Source organism: Burkholderia sp. 22088 (genome assembly GCF_052045915.1).
Lineage (GTDB): Bacteria > Pseudomonadota > Gammaproteobacteria > Burkholderiales > Burkholderiaceae > Burkholderia > Burkholderia cepacia.
In genome coordinates this window covers 171,297-189,713 of record NZ_JBQEPY010000016.1, presented here as the reverse complement: position 1 = coordinate 189,713, position 18,417 = coordinate 171,297, and the positions used below count along the sequence as shown (strand labels likewise).

The following is an 18,417-nucleotide window of genomic DNA, read 5'->3' as shown; positions in this document are numbered from 1 at the left end:
TGTTTCCTGGGAGGAATGAATTCGACGCATCGAGCCTGCCGCTCATGCGCAGGCGATGCCGCCGCCACGCCCGAACCCGCTAGGGAAAACCATAGTGCCCGGAATGCCGCGCGCGCAAGATCGAGTAAGCGCGCAGTCAGCTTCGCTATTCAGAATCGCCGAACTCATTCAAAAAGCAAACCAGGAGACAGGCGATGCATGATGGGTTGGTGAAAAAAATCGAAGCGCATCCGAAGTACGCGCTGCTCAAGCGACGGCGCAATACGCTCGGTGTCTTTCTGACCGCGCTGATGTTGATCGTCTACTACGGCTACATCGCGCTGATCGCGTTCGACAAGTCGTTTCTCGCGAAGCCCGTGAGCACCGGCGTGACGAGTGTCGGCGTGCCGATCGGCATGGCGGTGATCGTGTTCACCGTCGTCATCACCGGCATCTACGTGCGCCGCGCGAACAACGAATACGACCAACTGACGCAGGACATCCTGCAGGACGTCGCCCGATGAAGAAGACACTTTCGACGATGCTGGTCGCGCTGCTGGCCGCGAGCGCGTGCGGCGTGGCCGTCGCGGGCGGCGGCGATGTCGGGCAGACCGCCAAGCAGGCGACCAACACCACGGCCATCGTCCTGTTCGCGCTGTTCGTGGCAGGGACGCTGTGGATCACCAAGTGGGCGGCTTCCCGCACGCGTTCCGCGGCGGATTTCTATACGGCCGGCGGCGGCATTACCGGGTTTCAGAACGGGCTGGCGATCTCGGGCGACTACATGTCGGCCGCCTCCTTCCTCGGCATTTCCGCCGCGGTGATGACCTCGGGTTACGACGGCCTGATCTATTCGATCGGCTTTCTGGTCGGCTGGCCGGTCATCACGTTCCTGATGGCCGAGCGGCTGCGCAACCTCGGCAAGTTCACCTTCGCCGACGTCGCGGGCTACCGCTTCGAGCAGGGGCCGATCCGCAGTTTCGCCGCGATCGGCACGCTGGTGGTGGTGGCGTTCTACCTGATCGCGCAGATGGTGGGCGCGGGGCAGCTCATCAAGCTGCTGTTCGGTCTCGACTACTGGGTGGCTGTCGTGATCGTCGGCGCGCTGATGATGGTCTACGTGCTGTTCGGCGGCATGACCGCGACCACCTGGGTGCAGATCATCAAGGCGTGCCTGCTGCTCGCGGGCGTGACGTTCATGGCGATCATGGTGCTCGCGCAGTACGGCTTCAGCCCGGAGGCGTTGTTCGCCCATGCCGTGGAGGTCAAGACCGCGATTGCCGCGAATGCCGGCAAATCGACGGACGACGCGACCCGTATCGGGCTGTCCGTCATGTCGCCGGGCGGGTTCATCAAGGATCCGGTCTCGGCCATCTCGTTCGGCATGGCGCTGATGTTCGGCACCGCCGGCCTGCCGCACATCCTGATGCGCTTCTTCACGGTGCCGGATGCGAAGGAAGCGCGCAAGTCGGTGTTCTGGGCCACCACCTGGATCGGCTATTTCTACGTGCTGATCTTCATCATCGGCTTCGGCGCGATCACGCTGGTGCTGACCAATCCGGAACTGTCCGACGTGGCCAAGGGCGTGATCAAGGGCGGCGCGGGTACGGCCAACATGGCCGCGGTGCTGGTGGCCAAGACGGTGGGCGGCGACGTGTTCTACGGCTTCATCTCGGCCGTGGCCTTCGCGACGATCCTTGCCGTGGTCGCCGGGCTCACGCTGTCCGGCGCTTCCGCGGTGTCGCACGATCTCTATGCGACCGTCTTCAAGAACGGCAAGGCCGACAGTGCCGACGAACTGAAGGTGTCGCGCATCACGACGCTGGTGCTCGGCGTGATCGCCGTGCTGCTGGGCATCGCGTTCGAGAAGCAGAACGTCGCGTTCATGGTGTCGCTGGCCTTTGCCGTGGCGGCGTCGGCCAACTTCCCGGTGCTGTTCCTGTCGATGATGTGGAAGGGATGCACCACGCGCGGCGCGGTCATCGGCGGGTTCCTGGGGCTGGTCTCGTCGGTGGGGCTGACGATCGTGTCGCCGTCGGTGTGGGAGGCAACGCTCGGTTATCCGAAGGGTTCGGCGTGGTTCCCGTACACGTCGCCCGCGCTGTTCTCGATGACCATCGGCTTCGTGGGCGTGTGGCTGTTCTCGGTGCTTGACTCGAGCGCGCGCGCACGGTCGGAGAAGGGCGCGTTCGCCGCGCAGCAGGTGCGCTCGGAAACGGGCCTGGGGGCGACCCGCGCCAGCAGCCACTGACCGGCCGCCGGTCACGCCCGCTCCGGGGCCGACGATGCCGTTCATCGCATCGTCGGCCCCGGGGCGGGCGGTATCGTTTTCATCCGTCCGTCCAATGATTCACCGGCAATAAAAAATCGCGCATTCAACCGGATTCGCCGATAATTCGCAAACGTTTTGCGAAAGTCATATAACGGTCAATTCGCGGATCGAATAAATAAAAAAATATCCGTATCCCGGATTTCCGGTCACGCACAGGCACCGCCAGAAGCCTTGAGGCAGAGGGTTAACGGCAGATCCCGGCAATACTTTAGGGTTCTTTCGCCACAATTATTCATTGCATTTTTATCAATGAACGATTGATTTCCGGTCATCGGAGCGTCATACACCATCCCCGATAATTCGGCGCTCACATTCTTTCAATAGACCAAACGGCGATCGAAGCCGGATCGCTGCGGGGAGCTGTACTCATGACCATCCGTCATCGCATTACGCTGCTAGTCGTCCTGACGTTCGTCGCGCTGTCCGCGATCGGCATCTATGCCGTGTACCAGACGCGCAAGAGCGCGTCGGAGGTGCGTCAGGTCACCCAGGGCATCGTGCCGAGCGCGCTCGCGTCGGCCGATCTCGTCGCCGATGTGAAGAACATCCAGATCGCGACGATGACGCTCGTCTACGCGCCCGACGCGAATACCGCCGCCCAGGCGCGCGACGAGCTGAAGGCGAAGCAGGCCGCGCTGCGCGCCGCACTCGACGTGCAGGCGAAGTCGGCGGTCGGCCAGGCGCAGGTCGGGCTCGTGTCGCAGGCGAAGGACAGCGCCGCGAACTATTTCGCGGCGATCGACGACACCGTGAAGATGAAGGCCGACGGCAAGCCCGAGATGGCGCAGGCGTACCTGTTCGCGAACGTCGCGCAGTATCGCGACGAACTCGAAAGCATCGTCGACACGCTGCGCGTCGAGAAGAACCGCCAGAAGGACGTCGCGATCAGCGCGCTGAACGGGATGCTCTCGACGACGGCGACCGCGATCGCGGGCGTCGCCGGCACGGTGATCGTGCTGCTGACCGCGCTCGGCTTGCTGCTGTATCGCCAGATCACGCGCCCGCTGATCGGGATGCAGACGGCGATGAGCGAGATCGCGGCGAGCCAGGATTTCACGCGCCGCGTACCGGTGGGCCGCATGGACGAAATCGGCCATTCGATCGTCGCGTTCAACGGGATGATCGAGAAGATCCAGGAGAACGCCGCGCAGCTCAAGCAGAAGACGGCGGACATCCAGGCGATGCTGCAGAACATGCAGCAGGGGATCCTGACCGTCGTCGAAGGCGGCGTCGTGCATGCCGAGTATTCGGCGTACCTCGAGACCATCTTCGAGACGAGCGACATCGCCGGCCGCGACCTGATGGCGCTCGTGTTCGACGATTCGGCGATCGGCGCCGATGCGCGTTCGCAGGTCGACGCGGCCGTGCACGCGTGCCTCGGCGAAGACAGCATGAACTTCGAGTTCAACGAGCACCTGCTGGTGAATGAAGTCGCGAAGCGGATGCCGGACGGCCGCGAGAAGTGGCTCGACCTGAGCTGGTCGGCGATCACCGACGAGACCGACACGGTGGTGCGCCTGATGCTGTGCGTGCGCGACGTGACCGAGATCCGCGAGCTGACCGCGCAGGCCGGCGAGCAGCAGCGCCGCCTCGAGATGATCGGCGAGATCCTGTCGATCAGCCAGGACAAGTTCCACGACTTCGTGCACAGCGCGAAGGGTTTCCTCAGCGAGAACGAGCGGATGATCCGCCAGCACGAGCGCGCCGATCACTCGATCGTCGCGGCGCTGTTCCGCAACATGCACACGATCAAGGGCAATGCACGCACGTACAGCCTCCAGCACCTGACGAACATCGTCCACGAAGCGGAGCAGGCGTACGACTCGCTGCGCCGCGCGGACGGCGGCCCCGAGTGGAACCGCGACGCGCTGATGGACGACCTGGCGCGCGTGCGCGAGGCCGTCGAGCACTACGCGACGATCAATGCGGTCACGTTGGGCCGCAGCGGTGACGCGGTGCCGGGCGGCGCCGACTTCCTGATGGTCGAGCGCGCGCACATCAGCGAGAGCCTGCGCGTGCTCGACGGCGCCGATCCGGCGAACGCGGCCGACTGGCACGCGGCACGCGATGCCGTACGCCGCATGCTGAGCCAGCTCGGCACGCAGGGGATCGGCGATGCGCTCGGCGGCGTGATCGAGTCGCTGCCGTCGCTCGCGGCCGAACTCGGCAAGCCGGCGCCCGTCGTGCATATCGACAGCCATGGCCAGCGCGTGCGCAGCGAAATCGTCGCGACGCTGAAGAACGTGTTCATGCACCTGCTGCGCAACGCGATCGACCACGGGATCGAATCGTCCGACGAACGGCGCGCGGCCGGCAAGGCGGCATCCGGAACGATCGACATCGCGGTCGGCGTGGGCGGCGGCGAGCTGTGGTTCGTGCTGAGCGACGACGGCCGCGGCCTCGCGCTCGACCGGATTCGCGGCATCGCGCGCGAGCGTGGCTGGATCGATGCCGACCACGACGCGGCGCTGTCCGACGACGCGGTGGCCGAGCTGATCTTCCGCCCGGGCTTCTCGACCGCGAGTGCCGTGACCGAAGTGTCGGGGCGCGGCGTCGGCATGGACGCGGTGCGCAACTTCCTGAAGCGCGACGGTGGCGATATCGCGCTGCGTTTCACCGACGATCGTGTCGGCGCGCCGTATCGTGCATTCGAAACGATCGTGTCGTTGCCGGCCCGCTTCGCGGCCGACGGTGCCGCTCACGAGCGCGCGCGCAGCGCGGACGTCGGCGCAGTGGAGTGACGAAGTGATCGTGCAGGCGTGGATGATCCAGATGGCCGCCGCGCTGGCGGGCGGCGCAGTCGTCGCAATCGTGGCGGCGATCGCATTTCGCGTGATGCGCAAGCGGCTCGTCGCGGCGCTGGAGCGCGATGCGCATGCGTTGCGCGCTGCGCTCGACGCGGCCGGCGAGCGTGCCGAACAGGCGGCGTCCGCGCACGCGGAGGCGGCCGACGCATGGGCGCAACGCGAGGCGCAGCTCGAGGATGCGCTGGCACGCGAGACTTCCGCGGCGGGCACGCAGCGTGACGCGCTGCAGGCCATGTCGGCCGATCGCGCCGCGCTGGCGCAGCACGCGCAGAAGATCGCCGACGAAGCCGCGCGCCTGCGCGGGCTCGCCGGCACCTTCGAGCGCTGGCACGAGCAGATGATCTCGCTGACCACGCAGAACCAGGACATGCGCACGAAGAACCAGGAGCTGTCGGCGATCGTCGCGCACGTGTCGATCGTGTCGCTGAACGCGTCGATCGAGGCGGCGCGTGCCGGCACGGCCGGGCGCGGCTTCTCGATCGTCGCGAGCGAGGTGCGCGGGCTGGCCGCGCGCTCGCAGCAACTGTCGAACAGCTATCGCGACAGCCTGAACCGCAACGATCTCGTGACGGCCGCGACGTTCCAGGACATCCAGGCCGGCGGCAAGATGATCACGGCCGCGCTGGCGACCGTCGAGGCGCTGGCCGGGCAACTGCACGCGCGGATCGACGGAGGCGCGGCGTGATCAGCGCGCAGGCGAAAGCCGGTTTCGAGCGGATTTTCTTCGATGCGGCGCGCACGCGGCTCGCATCCGGCGGTGCGTGCGACATCCGGCCGTCCGCCGGCGAGGCGCACGACGCGCACGATCGCGCGCGCGCGAAGTCACGCGCGAAGCCGACGGTGCCCGAGCACGTCGCGGCGCTGACGATCTCGGCGCTGCATTTCCGCCTGCTGCTCGCGCTGCGCTTCAGCGACGACGACGCGACGCGCCGCCATTTCGCCGGCGCGACCGCGGGCGCCGGCAGCCAGCGGCCGCTGCCCGAAGCGTTCATGGAGGTCGCGAACCTGTGCTGCGGCGCGATCAACCAGGCGCTGACCGCGCCGTTTCCCGACCTGGGGATGTCGACGCCTTATCTGCTGAGCGGATCGAGCATCGATTACCTGGGCGCGCTGTCGCCCGATCACGTGGCCGCTTACGACCTGACGCTCGACGGCGGCGTGCGGGTCGGCGCGACGCTGTGCGTATGCGCGAACGCGCCGGTCGATTTCCACGTGCCGGAAACGGCCGTGATGGAAACCGGCGGCGAGCTCGAACTGTTCTGACCGACCCCGACCGACCATTAGGAAACCTTGAGATGACCGTAGACCAACCCGTCAGCAAGGTGCTCGTGCTGGACGACAGTCGCGCGCACGCCGACGCGATCAAGCGTTTCTGCGACGAGCACAACCTGGTCGGCCTGACCGTGCGGCGCAACCGGCTGCTGAAGGTGCTGCGCTCGAACATCGACCTCGGCGCGATCCTGTTGGCCGAGGATTACGGCGGCTCGCCGGCCGAGAGCGCGATCATCGCGACGCAGATCGATGCGCTGCGCCCCGAGCTGCCGATCATCCTGCGCCGCGACTCGCACGCGTCGCGCGACGGGTTGCCGGAGGCGCTCGCGCGCGTTGCGTGCGCGGCCTACGTCGCGGACGACATGACGCCGCTCAAGCGCGCGATCGACGAATACCTGTTCGGCCGCGATTACCCGAACGCGCTCGTGCGCGGCATCTCGGAGATCACCGAGGCGCGCCTCGACGGCCTGTTCCCGGGCATGACGATCGAGCACGAAACGCCGTGTATCGTGCGCGACCAGATCATCTTCGGCGAAGTGTTCAGCCTGATCGCGCTCGAAAGTGCGTGGTGCCGCGGCTACATGCTGCTGCAGACGAGCGAGCAGCCGCTGCTCGACATGCTCGGCGGCACGCGCGACGCCGGCCGCGCGCCGGATTTCCGCGACGTGAACGGCGTGCTCGGCGAGCTCACCAATCTCGTGTGGGGCGCGTTCAAGAACCGCTATCTCGGCGACGCCGAGGCACTGGCGCGCCATCCGGTGCAGGTGCCGCTCGTCGTCAATCACAAGCAGAAGTTCATCTCGTTCGGCGGCGACTGCCCGCAGCTCTGCTTCAAGTACCGGATGACCGACCCGGCATCGGGGCGCGCCGTCTGCATCGACCAGCGCTTCGTGTTCAGCCTGAGCTGGTCGCCGGAGGATTTCCGCGAATCGGTGCAGGACGTGGGGCCGATGGTCGAATCGGGTGAACTCGAACTGTTTTGAATGTTGAAGTCGCAACAAGGAAAGGGGAATACAGCATGGCAAAGATTCTGGTGGTCGACGATTCGGGCACGGTGCGCGACGAGGTCGCGGGTTTCCTGCGCAATCACGGGCTCGACGTCGCGACGGCCGTCGACGGCAAGGACGGGCTCGCGAAGCTCAAGGCGACGCCCGGCGTGCGCCTCGTGATCAGCGACGTGAACATGCCGAACATGGACGGCCTGACGATGGTCGAGAAGATCCGCGGCGAACTGGCGAATTCGACGGTCAACGTCGTGATGCTGACGACCGAAAGCAGCCCGGCGATGAAGGAGCGCGGCAAGGCCGCCGGCGTGAAGGGCTGGATCGTGAAGCCGTTCAAGGGCGACGCGGTGCTCGACGCGTTGAAGAAGCTCGCGGGCTGACGCGTGTCGGCGACGTCAGCTTGCAGGACGGTGCGACGGTCGAGGTCCGCTCCGCACCGCAGACGCCCGCGATGACTGCGCGGATGAATACGTTCGGCGCGATCCGGGGCGGTGTGCTGGCCATTGGTGCCATGGGTGCCGTCTTTTTCCTCGGTGGCGTCGGGCATCTGTGGCCGGGCGGGCGCGGGTGGCGCAGCGGGCGGCTCCCGGTCGCGCGCTGAAGCGGTCCCCCGTTCGTTACCGGGCGTCCGGCGCGGCGCTCGCGAATTCGTCGACGACGGCTTCGATCACCGCCTGCACGCGTGCGGTCTTGTAGAGATCGGCATGCGCGACGAGCCACACGTCGAAATGATTGCATCGTCGGGGCATGAGGCGCACCAGTTCCGGCTCGGCTTCGGCGCGGAAGCACGGCAGCTCCGCTATGCCGAGCCCCGCAAGCGCGGCCTCGACCAGCATCATCGTCGACGATGTCTGGAACATCACGCGGCCGCGCGACGTCGGTTCGCCGCACAGGGCGTCCCACATCGTCGGCACCACCGGCTGCTGGTACATCACCAGGTCGTGTCCTTCGAACGCACTGCCTGCGACCGGTTCGCCACGCTCGGCCAGGTAGCGGCGCGATGCGTAGATGCCCGTTTCGAGATGCCCCAGCAGCCTGACGATCAGGTCCGGTGATTCCGGCCGCAACGTGCGAATCGCGAGATCCGCTTCGCGGCGCGTGAGATTGGCGATTTCGGCCGACGTCACGCACACGACGTCGATGCCGGCGTGCCTGCGCCGCAAGCTGGCGATGGCGGGAATCACGAAACGCTTGCCGAGCGAGTCGGTCGTGGCGATGCGCACCGACCCGGCAAGCTGTTCGTCGAGCCCCATCACGCGTCGCTCGATGGTGAGCGACGCCCGTTCCATCGTTTCGGCGGGTTCGAGCAGCGCTTCGCCCGCGGTCGTCAGCACATAGAGGGTCGGGGTTCGGAGAAACAGGCGGGCCGAGAGTTCGTCTTCGAGCGCGGCGATCCGACGCCCCACCGTCGCCTGATCGACGTTCAGTTGCGCCGCGGCGCCGCGAAGCGTGCCGGTGCGCGCAAGGGCCAGGAAGAAGCGGGCGTTGTCCCAGTTCATACGGGTCGGCAGTGTCATCGGGCAGGGCGGCGGCGGGGAGTGGAGATGCATATCTGCATCAGGCAAATGCGAAATTATCACTTTTCTGCATCGTGTGCCGTTTCTAGACTCCCGGGATCTGCCTGGAGGTTTCATGCCCGATTGCCATCCCGTTTCCCTTCCCGTATCCATCACGACAGCGTGCCGCCCGACGGCCCGCGAACGCCGCTTCACGCTTGCGCTCGTCGCGATCGGCATGTTCATGGCGGTACTCGATACGACGATCGTCAACGTTGCGCTGCCCGCGATGCGCGCGAATCTCGGTGCGACGGTCGCGGCGCTCGCGTGGATCGTCGACGCGTATACGCTCAGTTTCGCCGCGCTGATTCTCGCGGGCGGCGCGCTGTCCGACCGGTTCGGTGCCAAGCACGTCTATCTCGCGGGGCTGGCGCTGTTCGTCGCGGCATCGGCCGGATGCGGCTTCGCGCCGTCCGTGGCCGTCCTCGTGGCCGCGCGATTCGTGCAGGGCATGGGCGCCGCGCTCTTTTTACCCGCGTCGCTCGCGGTCGTGCGCAGCACCTTCGACGTGCCTGCCGAGCGGGCGCGGGCGATTGCGGTATGGGCGGGCATCGCGTCGGTCGCGGTGGCCGTGGGCCCGGTGCTGGGCGGCGTCCTCGTGGACGATTTCGGCTGGCGCAGCGCATTCCTGATCAATGTGCCGACCGGCGCGGTCGCTCTTGCCGGGGCGGCCGTGCTCGTTCGGGCGTCGGTCGCGCGGCATGCGCGCCACTTCGATTGGGCCGGCCAGTGTGTCGGTGCGATCGCGCTCGGTGCGCTGTGTTTTGCCGTGATCGAGCTGCCGACGCGCGGCCCGGGTGCGGCGGAAGTCCGGGGCGCGCTGCTGGTCGCTGGTCTCGCCGCCTGCGCGCTGGTCATCATCGAACGGCGTGCTCGCGATCCGATGGTTCCGCTGGCGTGGTTTCGCAATCGCACCTTCGTCGCGATGAACCTGATGGGCAGCCTCGTTTATGTCGGGTACTTCGGCCTGCTGTTCGTCCTGAGCCTGTACCTGCACGGGCGCTTCGGCATGAGCGCGCGGCAGACGGGGCTGACGCTGTTGCCGTTCGCGTTGAGCCTGTCGCTTGGCAATCTGCTGTCTGGAAAATTGCAAGGCCGTGTCCATCCGGTTCGGCTGATGGCGAACGGTCTCGGGATGGCGGCGCTGGCCATGCCGGCACTCGCGGCAGCGTTGACGCTGCGTGCGCCGTGGCCGGTGGCCTGGGCGGCGATGGCCGCGTTCGGCACCGGAACCGCGCTGTCCGTGGCGCCGATGATCGCGACCGTACTCGAACAGGTGCCCGCGGACGCGGCGGGCGTGGCGTCGGGATTCCTCAATGCGGCGAGACAGGCAGGCAGCCTGTTCGGTGTGGCCATCGCCAGCGCCGCAACGATACTGCTGCCGAATCCGACCGCCGCCCTATGGGCGATCGCGGCGGTCGGTTGTATCGCCTATGCGACGGCCGCTCTTGCCGCGCGGACGGCAGGCACGGCGAGGGCCGCGCAACGGCGCGGTTGACGCGCGAGTCGCGTGGTTGTTGCACGACGGCACGCCGGCGACTGCGCATGCATGCGCGTCCGCGCGACTGGACGCCGCACGGAATGTGGAGGACGATTTCAACACCGTGCCGTGAACGGGCGTGCATCACCGCCGCCCGTTCGTGCCGCGCCGAATCCTGCCGAACCCCGTCGAGCGAATCATCATGGAATCCCATCAAGAGACTGCCGAGCCGATCCTGTTGCGCGACGCGCACGACGGCGTCGTCACGCTGCGATTGAATCGTCCGCAGCAATTCAACGCGTTATCCGAGGCGATGCTCGCGAGCCTGCACGATGCGTTCGATACGCTGGCGGCCGATCCGCATGTGCGCTGCGTCGTGCTGGCCGCCGAAGGCCGGGCGTTCTGCGCGGGCCACGACCTGCGGCAGATGCGCGGCACACCCGAGCTCGATTACTACCGCACGCTGTTCGCGCAGTGCAGCCGGGTGATGCTCGCGATGCGCGCGTTGCCGGTGCCGGTGATCGCACGCGTGCACGGCATCGCGACGGCGGCCGGTTGCCAGCTCGTCGCCGCGTGCGATCTGGCCATCGCGGCCGATACCGCGCGCTTCGCGGTATCGGGCATCAACGTCGGGCTGTTCTGCTCGACGCCGGCCGTTGCGTTGAGCCGCAACGTCACGGCGAAGCGCGCGTTCGACATGCTCGTGACCGGGCGTTTCGTCGATGCGGCGACGGCCGCCGCGTGGGGGCTCGTCAACGAGGCCGTGCCCGAGGACGCGCTCGACGCGGCCGTCGCACGCAAGGTCGCCGAGATCGTCGCGAAGAGCCCGGCCGCGGTGCGCTACGGCAAGCAGATGTTCTACCGCCAGCGCGAGTTGCCGCTCGACGAAGCCTATGCGTATGCGGGCGACGTGATGGCGCGCAACATGATGGAAGAGGATGCGGGCGAAGGGATCGACGCGTTCCTCGAGAAGCGCAAGCCGACGTGGCGTTCGTAGTGCGACGTCGAAGGCCAGTGAACGGCGCGGAAGGGCCGTAACCCGGGCCTGTCCCGTACACCGGAAAACGAACGGGCTGCCCGAGGCAGCCCGCAACCGAAGCGGCACTTGCAGCGTAGCGCGCGGCCGCGCGCCGCCGCAGCGACCCGGGTCAGCGCCCGTAGCTTCCGGTCCGCAGCGCCGGCTGTTCGCTCGACGCACCGGGCGGCACGATCACGACCGGCACGCGGCGCGCGAGCGCACACATCAGCTCGTACCCGATCGTGCCGCTGGCTTCCGCCACGTCGTCCACCTTCACCTGGTCGCCCCACAGCTCGACGCTCGACCCGATGCCCGCGCCCGGGCACGGCGTCAGGTCGACGGTCAGCATGTCCATCGACACGCGGCCGACGACGCGCGTCATCACGCCGTCCACCGCGATCGGCGTGCCGGTCGGCGCGTGGCGCGGATAGCCGTCCGCATAACCGCACGCGACGACGCCGATCCGCATCGGCCGGTCGGCCGTGAAGCGGCGGCCGTAGCCGACGGTTTCTTCCGGCGCGAGCGTCTGCACGCCGATGATCTTGCTCGTCAGCGTCATCGCGGGCATCAGCGGCGTGTCGGCGATATCCCGCGACGCACCCGTCGGCGATGCACCGTACAGGATCGTGCCGGGCCGCACCCAGTCGCGGTGCGCATGCGGATGCCACAGCACGGCCGCCGAGTTCGACGTCGAGCGCTCGCCGGGAATCCCCGCCGTGGCCGCATCGAACTGTTCGAGCTGCCAGTCGGCCTGGCCTTCGTCGGCGTTCGCGAAATGCATCATCAGCGTGATCTTGCCGATCGACGGCGCGCCGGCCGCGCGCTCCCACGCCGCGCGGAACACGTCGGGCCGGTAGCCGAGGCGGTTCATCCCGGAGTTCATCTTGAGCTGGATGTCGATCGGCTGCCGCGGCTTTGCCGCGATCAGCAGGTCGAGCTGTTCGTCGCAGTGCACGGACACCGTCAGCCGATGACGGTCGGCCAGCTCGACGTCGGCCGGCTCGAAGATCCCTTCGAGCAGCAGCACGGGCTTGTCCCAGCCGAGCTCGCGCACGCGCACGGCTTCGTCGAGGTCGAGCAGCGCGATGCCGTCGGCGGCGGCGAGGCCCGGATAGACCCGCTCGATGCCGTGGCCGTATGCGTCGGCCTTGACGACGGCCCACACGCGCGATTGCGCGGCGGTGCGGCGGATGAAGTCGAGGTTGTGGCGGATGGCGTCAGGGCGGATATGGGCGACGATGGGACGGGGCATGGCGATGTCTCGGATCGGATGTCGTTGGGCGCGCGCGGCGGCGTGGGTTCGGCAGTTCGGCGCGAAAACACGCCGGGCCAGTGTTGAACGCTATCTTATTGGTGTTCGACCAGTTTTAATTAACGTATTTGTCGACGATTTGGTGGAAATTTTTGTGTTCGTCCCGGCTGGGCGCGGCTGTCGACAGGCCGCGCAGCCGAGTCTCCCGTCTAGAAAACCGGTGCGCGAACGGCATGACGCAATGCTAAGCTCTCGGCGATCTTGTCATTGATCAATGTAACGATAAAGGAGGAGACTTTTGATGACGACGTCCCAGCTGTGCCTGTTCATCGTCGCGCTGCTGCCGTTCACGATGACGTTTCTCGCGAAGGCCCGCAAGGGTTACGACAACCGCGCGCCGCGAGACTACCTGGCGAAGCTCGAAGGCTGGCGCGCGCGGGCGCAGGCCGCGCACCAGAACGCATGGGAGGCGCTCGCGCTGTTCACGGCCGCGCTGGTGGTGGCATGGCACAACGGCGCGAACGTGCATCGCGTCGACCAGCTCGCGATGGCGTTCGTCGCGATCCGGATCGTCTACATGCTGATGTACTTGCTGAACTGGGCGTCGCCGCGTTCGCTCGTGTGGTTCGGCGGGATGGCGTGCGTGGTCGCGTTGTTCTTCGCTGCGCCGTAGGCGCCGGCAGGCAAGGCGAGGCCGGCTTCGTGCGCCGGCCCGTCAGGCGCCGCCCGCGCCGCGCGCGTGACTGTCGTTGGATGCGGGCGCAACGATCTTCGCAAGCGTGGCGGGTGGCGCGGCTTCGGCTTCGCGACGCAGGAACGCGATCAACGGATCGAGCAGCCGGTGCCGCGCGGACGGGTTGCGACGCAGCACGAAGCGCCATGACGCATCGCGTGCGAGGCCCGGCACCAGCGGAACCAGGCGCCCGCTGCGCAGTTCGGGCTCGATCAGCGGCACGCGGCCGAGCGCGATGCCCGCGCCGCCGACCGCCGCGCCGATCACCTGGCTGAAACTGCTGTAACGGACGATCTTCGTCTCGAAGTCGTCCGGCAAGCCGAATTCCGATGCCCAGTTGTGCCAGTCGATCTCGGGGCTGTTCTCGTGCATCTCCTGCAGCAGCCGCGAGCGGCACACGTGCCCCGATGCGTACGGAAACAGCTCGGGGCTGCACACCGGGAACACCGTCTCCCGGATCAGCACGTCGTCGTCGTCCCGCAGCCGGTGCGCGGGCACGTGCACGATCGCCAGATCGACGCCGCTGCGCGCGAAATCCGGTTCGTCGTCGAGCACGACGGCGTGCAGCGGCGTTTCGGGATGAAGCGACGAGAATTCCGCGAGGCGGCGTGCGAGCCACATTGCCGAAAACGGCGCGTTGGCGGAGACGGTGAGCCGTTGCGCGGTGCCGCGAATCTCGGCGCAGGCATCGGTGAGGCGCGACAGCGCATCGCTGACGGCCGGCAGCAGGCGCTCGCCGGCCGGCGTGAGGCCGATGCCGCCGAGCCCCGTGCTGCGTTCGAGCAGCCGCGCGCCGAGCGATTCCTCGAGCGCGCGAATCTGATGGCTGACCGCGCTCGTCGACACGTTCAGCTCGACCGCCGCGCGCGCGAACCCGCCGAGGCGGACGGCCGCCTCGAAAGCCCGCAACGCGCTGAGGGGAGGGAGGTGCGACATGGCGGGTATTGTAGTTGACTCAACACCCGTTGAAAAATCATCTTTTGCCGCGCGCGGGCCGCGCGGGTAGCCTCGATCCGGTCAAGAAAAATGCAACCAGACACTACCGGAGGGCTTCATGTATTTCGACCGACGACTATGGGCAATGATGGCGGGACTGCGCTGGCGGGTCGCCGCGGCAGTCGCGCTCGGACTGCTCGCGATGGGTGTCGGGATCCTGCGCTTCGTGTTCCTCGGCCGCGTGCTGGCGCTGGTCTTTTCCGGCGCGCCGGCGCGCAGCATCGGCGAAGCCGTCGTTGCAACGGCGGCCTGCGTGCTGCTGCGCGCGTGGCTCGACCATCGCCGCACGGTGCTCGCGCAGCACACGGCCGGGCGCGTGCAGGCCACGCTGCGCGCGCGGCTATTCGACCGGATCGCGGCGCTCGGCCCCGCATGGTTCAGCGGCGAACGCACGGGCGGCGTGATGCTGGCCGTCGTCGACGGCGTCGAGCAGCTGCAGACCTTTTTCGGCACCTACCTGCCGCAGCTCGTGATCGCCGCCTGCGCGCCGGTGATGATCTTCGCGGTGCTCGCGTGGTGGGACGTGCCGACGGCCGCCATCCTGCTGGTCGCGGCACTCGTCACGCTCGCGCTGCCGCAACTCGTGCATCGCGCCGACAAGCGCGCGGCGCTCGCGCGCTCGGCAGCGTTCAAGGCGTTCGGCGAGGAGTTTCTCGACGCGGTGCAAGGCCTGCCGACGCTGAAGGCGTTCGGGCAAGGCACGGCGTTCGGCGCGAAGCTGGCCGCGAAGGCGCGCGCGCTGTCCGACAGCACGTTCTGGGTGCTCGCGCTCGGCCTGCTGACGCGGCTTTTCACCGATCTCGGCACGGGCCTCGGCGCGGCCGCCGCGATCGCGGTCGGCGCGTGGCGCGTGCGGCACGGCGACATGAGCCTTGAGGCGCTGCTGATCGTGCTGATGGCCGGCAGCGAGATCTTCCGGCCGCTGCGCGACCTGCGGTCGGTGTTGCATCAGGGGATGATCGGCCAGTCGGCGGCGAATGCGATCCATGCGCTGCTCGACGCGCGGAGCCACACGCCCTGCACCGATGCGCCGCGCGTGCAGGGCCTGCGGCCGGAGATCGCGTTCGACGCCGTCAGCTTCGCGTATCCGGGGCGTCGCGCCGACGCGCACGCGGCGCTGAGCTTCTCGGTTCGCGAAGGCGAGACGGTCGCCATCGTCGGGCCGAGCGGCGCGGGCAAATCGACCATCGTGCGCCTGCTGCTGCGTCAGCACGATGCGCAGGGCGGCGCGGTTCGCATCGGCGGCCGCGACGTGCGTACGCTCGATGCCGGCCAGGTGCGCGAGATGATCGCGGTCGTCGCGCAGGATGCGACGCTGTTCGACGGCAGCGTCGCCGACAACCTGCGGCTCGGCCGCCCCGACGCGAGCGACGCGGACATGATCGCCGCCGCGCGTGCGGCCAACGCGCACGATTTCATCTCGGCGCTGCCGGACGGTTATGCGACGCGCATCGGCGAACGCGGGCTCATGCTGTCGGGCGGCCAGCGCCAGCGCCTCGCGATTGCCCGCGCGCTGCTGCGCGACGCACCGATCCTGCTGCTCGACGAGGCGCTGTCGTCCGTCGACGCGGAGAACGAAGCGTTGATCCAGCAGGCCCTCGACCGGCTCACGCGCGGGCGCACCACGCTCGTGCTCGCGCACCGGCTGTCCAGTGTGATCGGCGCCGACCGCATCCTGGTGCTCGACCAGGGGCAGGTGGTCGACGAGGGCACGCACGCGGCGCTGATCGCGCGTGACGGCCCGTATCGCCGGCTGATGGGGCCGCAACTGGAAGCGGTCGCCGAATCGGCCGGCGTGGCGACGACGGCCGGCACGACCTCGCGCGCGTCGTCCGGCCCGCAAGTGCGGCCGCTGAACGACGATGCGGCGGAGATCGGCTGGCCGGAAACGCTCCAGACGCTGCTGCGGTTCGTGCGGCCGTGGACGGGCAAGGTCGTGCTGACGGTGCTGTTCGGGATCGGCCGCGTGCTCGCGTTCATCGGTGTCGGCGTGATCGGCGCGCTGGTGGTCGGTGCGGTACCGGGCGGCCATGTGAGCCCGGCGCTCGTCACGGCGCTGCTCGTGATCGCGCCGGTGGCGGCCGTGCTGCACTGGCTCGAATCGTGGCTCGCGCACGACATGGCGTACCGGCTGCTCGCGGAAATGCGCATCGCGCTGTTCGCGACGCTCGAACGCCTCGCGCCGGCCGGGCTGCTGCGCCGCCGTTCCGGCGATCTCGTGTCGCTCGCGACGCAGGACGTCGAGACCGTCGAGTATTTCTATGCGCATACGCTGGCGCCCGCGTTCGTCGCGGTGCTCGTGCCGGCCGCCGTGCTGGTGCTGCTCGCGTCGGTCGCGTGGCCGCTCGCGCTCGCGCTGCTGCCGTTCCTGTTGTGGGCCGGGCTTGCACCGGTGCTGGCGCGGCGCGAGGTCGACCAGCTCGGCACCGGCGCGCGCGAAGCGCTCGGCCAGCTCGGCGCGCACCTGACCGAGACGATCCAGGGGCTCGCGGAGCTGACCGCGTTCCAGGCCGTCGCGCGCCGGCGCGAAGCGTTCGTGGCCGAAGTCGATGCATACCGGAAGCAACGCGCCAGGCTGCTCGACGACCTGTCGACGCAGAGCGCCGCACTGGAAGTCGCGAGCGGGCTCGGCGGGCTGGTCGTCGCGGCGCTCGGTGCGCTGCTGTGCGCGCGCGGCTGGTTTCCGCGCGAGTCGTTGCCGCTGCTGGTGCTGGTCGCGGTGGCTGCCTTCATGCCGGTTGCCGAAATCGGCCAGGTCGCGCGCCAGCTCGCCGACACGATCGCGTCGACGCGCCGCCTGCGCGCGCTGGAGAAGGAGCCCGTGCCGGTGACGGACGGCACGCATGCGCTGCCCGCCGATCCGGCGGTGCGCTTCGAGGCGACGTCCTTCACGTACCCGGGCCGCAGCGTGCCCGCGCTCGACCGCGTGAGCTTCGAGATGGCGCCCGGCAGCACGGTCGCGCTGGTCGGCGCGTCGGGCGCCGGCAAGTCGACGGTCGCGAGCCTGCTGCTGCGCTTCTGGGATCCGCAGCAGGGCCGCGTGACGCTCGGCGGCGTCGACCTGCGCGACCTGCGGCTCGACGACCTGCGGCAGCACATCGCGCTGGTTGCGCAGGATACCTACCTGTTCAACGACACGCTGGAGGCGAACATCCGGCTCGCGGCAAACGATGCGTCCGACGCGGACGTGCAGCGCGCGATCGAGCATGCGGCGCTCGGCGAATTCGTCGCGCGGCTGCCGGACGGGCTCGCGACGCGCGTCGGCGAGCGCGGCGTGCAGTTGTCGGGCGGCCAGCGCCAGCGCGTCGCGATCGCGCGTGCGTTCCTGAAGGATGCGCCCGTGCTGATCCTCGACGAAGCGACGTCCCACCTCGACACGATCAGCGAGCAGCAGATTCGCGCGGCGCTGGAAGACCTGATGACGCAGCGCACGTCGATCATCATCGCGCACCGGCTGTCGACCGTGCGCAATGCCGACCTGATCCTCGTGATGGAGCAGGGCAGCGTGATCGAGGCCGGACGGCACGCGGACCTGCTGGCGCGCCAGGGTGCGTATGCGCGGCTCGTGTCGCATCAGGCAAGCGGGGTGGCGGTGTAAGCGACGTCGCATCGGCGCGCGGGCCTCGCTTCCGGCAGCTCCGCGCGCATGCCGCAACATTCGTTGAGACACGCCGGCGGTAGCCTGCGTCGCGGGGGACGCCGCCCCGCCACGGCACCGTACCCGATCGCCGACGCTTCACGCTGACAAACCCAATGCGCGGGCCGCGACGATTGTTCGAGCGCCCGCGCCATCCTCCTCCTACCGTGCGTGACGCCCCGGGGCAGCAAGCCGGCCCGGTCACCGCCAACTACGCTCAGGCGCCGACGCCGTTCGGCGCTGGTGCTTCGCCCTGCGCCACACTCCCTTTCCTCCGATTTATCCGTGCCGCGCGCCCCGGTTTGTTTCGATGCATTTATCCGTTGCGCGTTTTTTTGTTGTCGTAGTATC

General features: G+C 68.3%; 14 protein-coding genes. 11 read left to right on the top strand and 3 right to left on the bottom strand.

The window, feature by feature from the left end:
• Positions 1-194 precede the first annotated feature (194 nt).
• From ACTJLD_RS28580 to ACTJLD_RS28550, 7 genes are all read left to right on the top strand, one after another.
• On the top strand, positions 195-503 hold the full coding sequence (locus ACTJLD_RS28580) for a DUF485 domain-containing protein (protein ID WP_027791268.1): 309 nt from the start codon (positions 195-197) through the stop codon (positions 501-503).
• Positions 500-2,230 (top strand): cation acetate symporter, encoded by a 1,731-nt coding sequence (locus ACTJLD_RS28575; RefSeq protein ID WP_059696531.1) that lies wholly within the window; start codon positions 500-502, stop codon positions 2,228-2,230. Before ACTJLD_RS28580 ends, ACTJLD_RS28575 begins: the two co-directional genes overlap by 4 nt.
• 449 nt (positions 2,231-2,679) lie before the next feature.
• On the top strand, positions 2,680-5,052 hold the full coding sequence (locus tag ACTJLD_RS28570) for an MCP four helix bundle domain-containing protein (RefSeq protein WP_440660146.1): 2,373 nt from the start codon (positions 2,680-2,682) through the stop codon (positions 5,050-5,052).
• A 10-nt stretch (positions 5,053-5,062) separates the two neighbouring features.
• Entirely contained in the window at positions 5,063-5,803 is a 741-nt protein-coding gene (locus ACTJLD_RS28565) for a methyl-accepting chemotaxis protein (protein WP_374702489.1), read from the top strand.
• Positions 5,800-6,381 carry a hypothetical protein gene (locus tag ACTJLD_RS28560; protein ID WP_440660145.1) on the top strand — a complete coding sequence of 194 codons (582 nt, stop codon included), beginning with the start codon at positions 5,800-5,802 and terminating at the stop codon, positions 6,379-6,381. The genes ACTJLD_RS28565 and ACTJLD_RS28560 overlap by 4 nt, the downstream gene beginning before the upstream one ends.
• A gap of 32 nt (positions 6,382-6,413) precedes the next feature.
• A complete protein-coding gene (locus ACTJLD_RS28555; protein ID WP_059696528.1) occupies positions 6,414-7,373 on the top strand; it encodes a chemotaxis protein CheX in 960 nt (319 codons plus the stop codon).
• A gap of 35 nt (positions 7,374-7,408) precedes the next feature.
• Positions 7,409-7,774: a response regulator gene (locus ACTJLD_RS28550; protein ID WP_011355572.1), complete on the top strand. Its 366-nt coding sequence runs from the start codon at positions 7,409-7,411 to the stop codon at positions 7,772-7,774.
• A 237-nt stretch (positions 7,775-8,011) separates the two neighbouring features.
• Here ACTJLD_RS28550 and ACTJLD_RS28545 read toward each other — a convergent pair whose 3' ends face one another.
• On the bottom strand, positions 8,012-8,893 hold the full coding sequence (locus tag ACTJLD_RS28545) for a LysR family transcriptional regulator (RefSeq protein ID WP_059696527.1): 882 nt from the start codon (positions 8,891-8,893) through the stop codon (positions 8,012-8,014).
• 133 nt (positions 8,894-9,026) lie between these two features.
• Between ACTJLD_RS28545 and ACTJLD_RS28540 the strand changes: the two genes are divergently transcribed.
• Both ACTJLD_RS28540 and ACTJLD_RS28535 read left to right on the top strand, forming a co-directional pair.
• Positions 9,027-10,448 (top strand): MFS transporter, encoded by a 1,422-nt coding sequence (locus ACTJLD_RS28540; protein ID WP_060194728.1) that lies wholly within the window; start codon positions 9,027-9,029, stop codon positions 10,446-10,448.
• Positions 10,449-10,632: 184 nt separating this feature from the next.
• Entirely contained in the window at positions 10,633-11,427 is a 795-nt protein-coding gene (locus ACTJLD_RS28535) for an enoyl-CoA hydratase (protein ID WP_124814893.1), read from the top strand.
• 151 nt (positions 11,428-11,578) lie between these two features.
• Here the strand turns inward: ACTJLD_RS28535 and alr are convergent, their stop codons facing one another.
• Positions 11,579-12,700, bottom strand: coding sequence for an alanine racemase (gene alr, locus ACTJLD_RS28530; RefSeq protein WP_440660142.1), 1,122 nt, complete (start codon positions 12,698-12,700; stop codon positions 11,579-11,581).
• A 301-nt stretch (positions 12,701-13,001) separates the two neighbouring features.
• On the opposite strand from alr, the gene ACTJLD_RS28525 reads away from it, so the two are divergent.
• Positions 13,002-13,373, top strand: coding sequence for an MAPEG family protein (locus ACTJLD_RS28525; protein ID WP_440660140.1), 372 nt, complete (start codon positions 13,002-13,004; stop codon positions 13,371-13,373).
• A 42-nt stretch (positions 13,374-13,415) separates the two neighbouring features.
• On the opposite strand, the gene ACTJLD_RS28520 is transcribed toward ACTJLD_RS28525, so the two are convergent.
• Entirely contained in the window at positions 13,416-14,369 is a 954-nt protein-coding gene (locus ACTJLD_RS28520; RefSeq protein WP_440660138.1) for a LysR family transcriptional regulator, read from the bottom strand.
• Positions 14,370-14,487: 118 nt separating this feature from the next.
• On the opposite strand from ACTJLD_RS28520, the gene ACTJLD_RS28515 reads away from it, so the two are divergent.
• The gene (locus ACTJLD_RS28515) at positions 14,488-18,027 is read left to right on the top strand and encodes an ABC transporter ATP-binding protein/permease (protein WP_440660136.1); all 3,540 of its coding nucleotides are present in this window, start codon (positions 14,488-14,490) and stop codon (positions 18,025-18,027) included.
• Positions 18,028-18,417 lie beyond the last annotated feature (390 nt).

Coding starts and splice junctions, on each gene's coding strand:
- ACTJLD_RS28545 (WP_059696527.1), bottom strand. CDS start 8,893: ATGAACTGGGACAACGCCCGCTTCTTCCTGGCCCTTGCGCGCACCGGC.
- ACTJLD_RS28575 (WP_059696531.1), top strand. CDS start 500: ATGAAGAAGACACTTTCGACGATGCTGGTCGCGCTGCTGGCCGCGAGC.
- ACTJLD_RS28555 (WP_059696528.1), top strand. CDS start 6,414: ATGACCGTAGACCAACCCGTCAGCAAGGTGCTCGTGCTGGACGACAGT.
- ACTJLD_RS28520 (WP_440660138.1), bottom strand. CDS start 14,369: ATGTCGCACCTCCCTCCCCTCAGCGCGTTGCGGGCTTTCGAGGCGGCC.
- ACTJLD_RS28535 (WP_124814893.1), top strand. CDS start 10,633: ATGGAATCCCATCAAGAGACTGCCGAGCCGATCCTGTTGCGCGACGCG.
- ACTJLD_RS28540 (WP_060194728.1), top strand. CDS start 9,027: ATGCCCGATTGCCATCCCGTTTCCCTTCCCGTATCCATCACGACAGCG.
- alr (WP_440660142.1), bottom strand. CDS start 12,700: ATGCCCCGTCCCATCGTCGCCCATATCCGCCCTGACGCCATCCGCCAC.
- ACTJLD_RS28570 (WP_440660146.1), top strand. CDS start 2,680: ATGACCATCCGTCATCGCATTACGCTGCTAGTCGTCCTGACGTTCGTC.
- ACTJLD_RS28515 (WP_440660136.1), top strand. CDS start 14,488: ATGTATTTCGACCGACGACTATGGGCAATGATGGCGGGACTGCGCTGG.
- ACTJLD_RS28525 (WP_440660140.1), top strand. CDS start 13,002: ATGACGACGTCCCAGCTGTGCCTGTTCATCGTCGCGCTGCTGCCGTTC.
- ACTJLD_RS28580 (WP_027791268.1), top strand. CDS start 195: ATGCATGATGGGTTGGTGAAAAAAATCGAAGCGCATCCGAAGTACGCG.
- ACTJLD_RS28550 (WP_011355572.1), top strand. CDS start 7,409: ATGGCAAAGATTCTGGTGGTCGACGATTCGGGCACGGTGCGCGACGAG.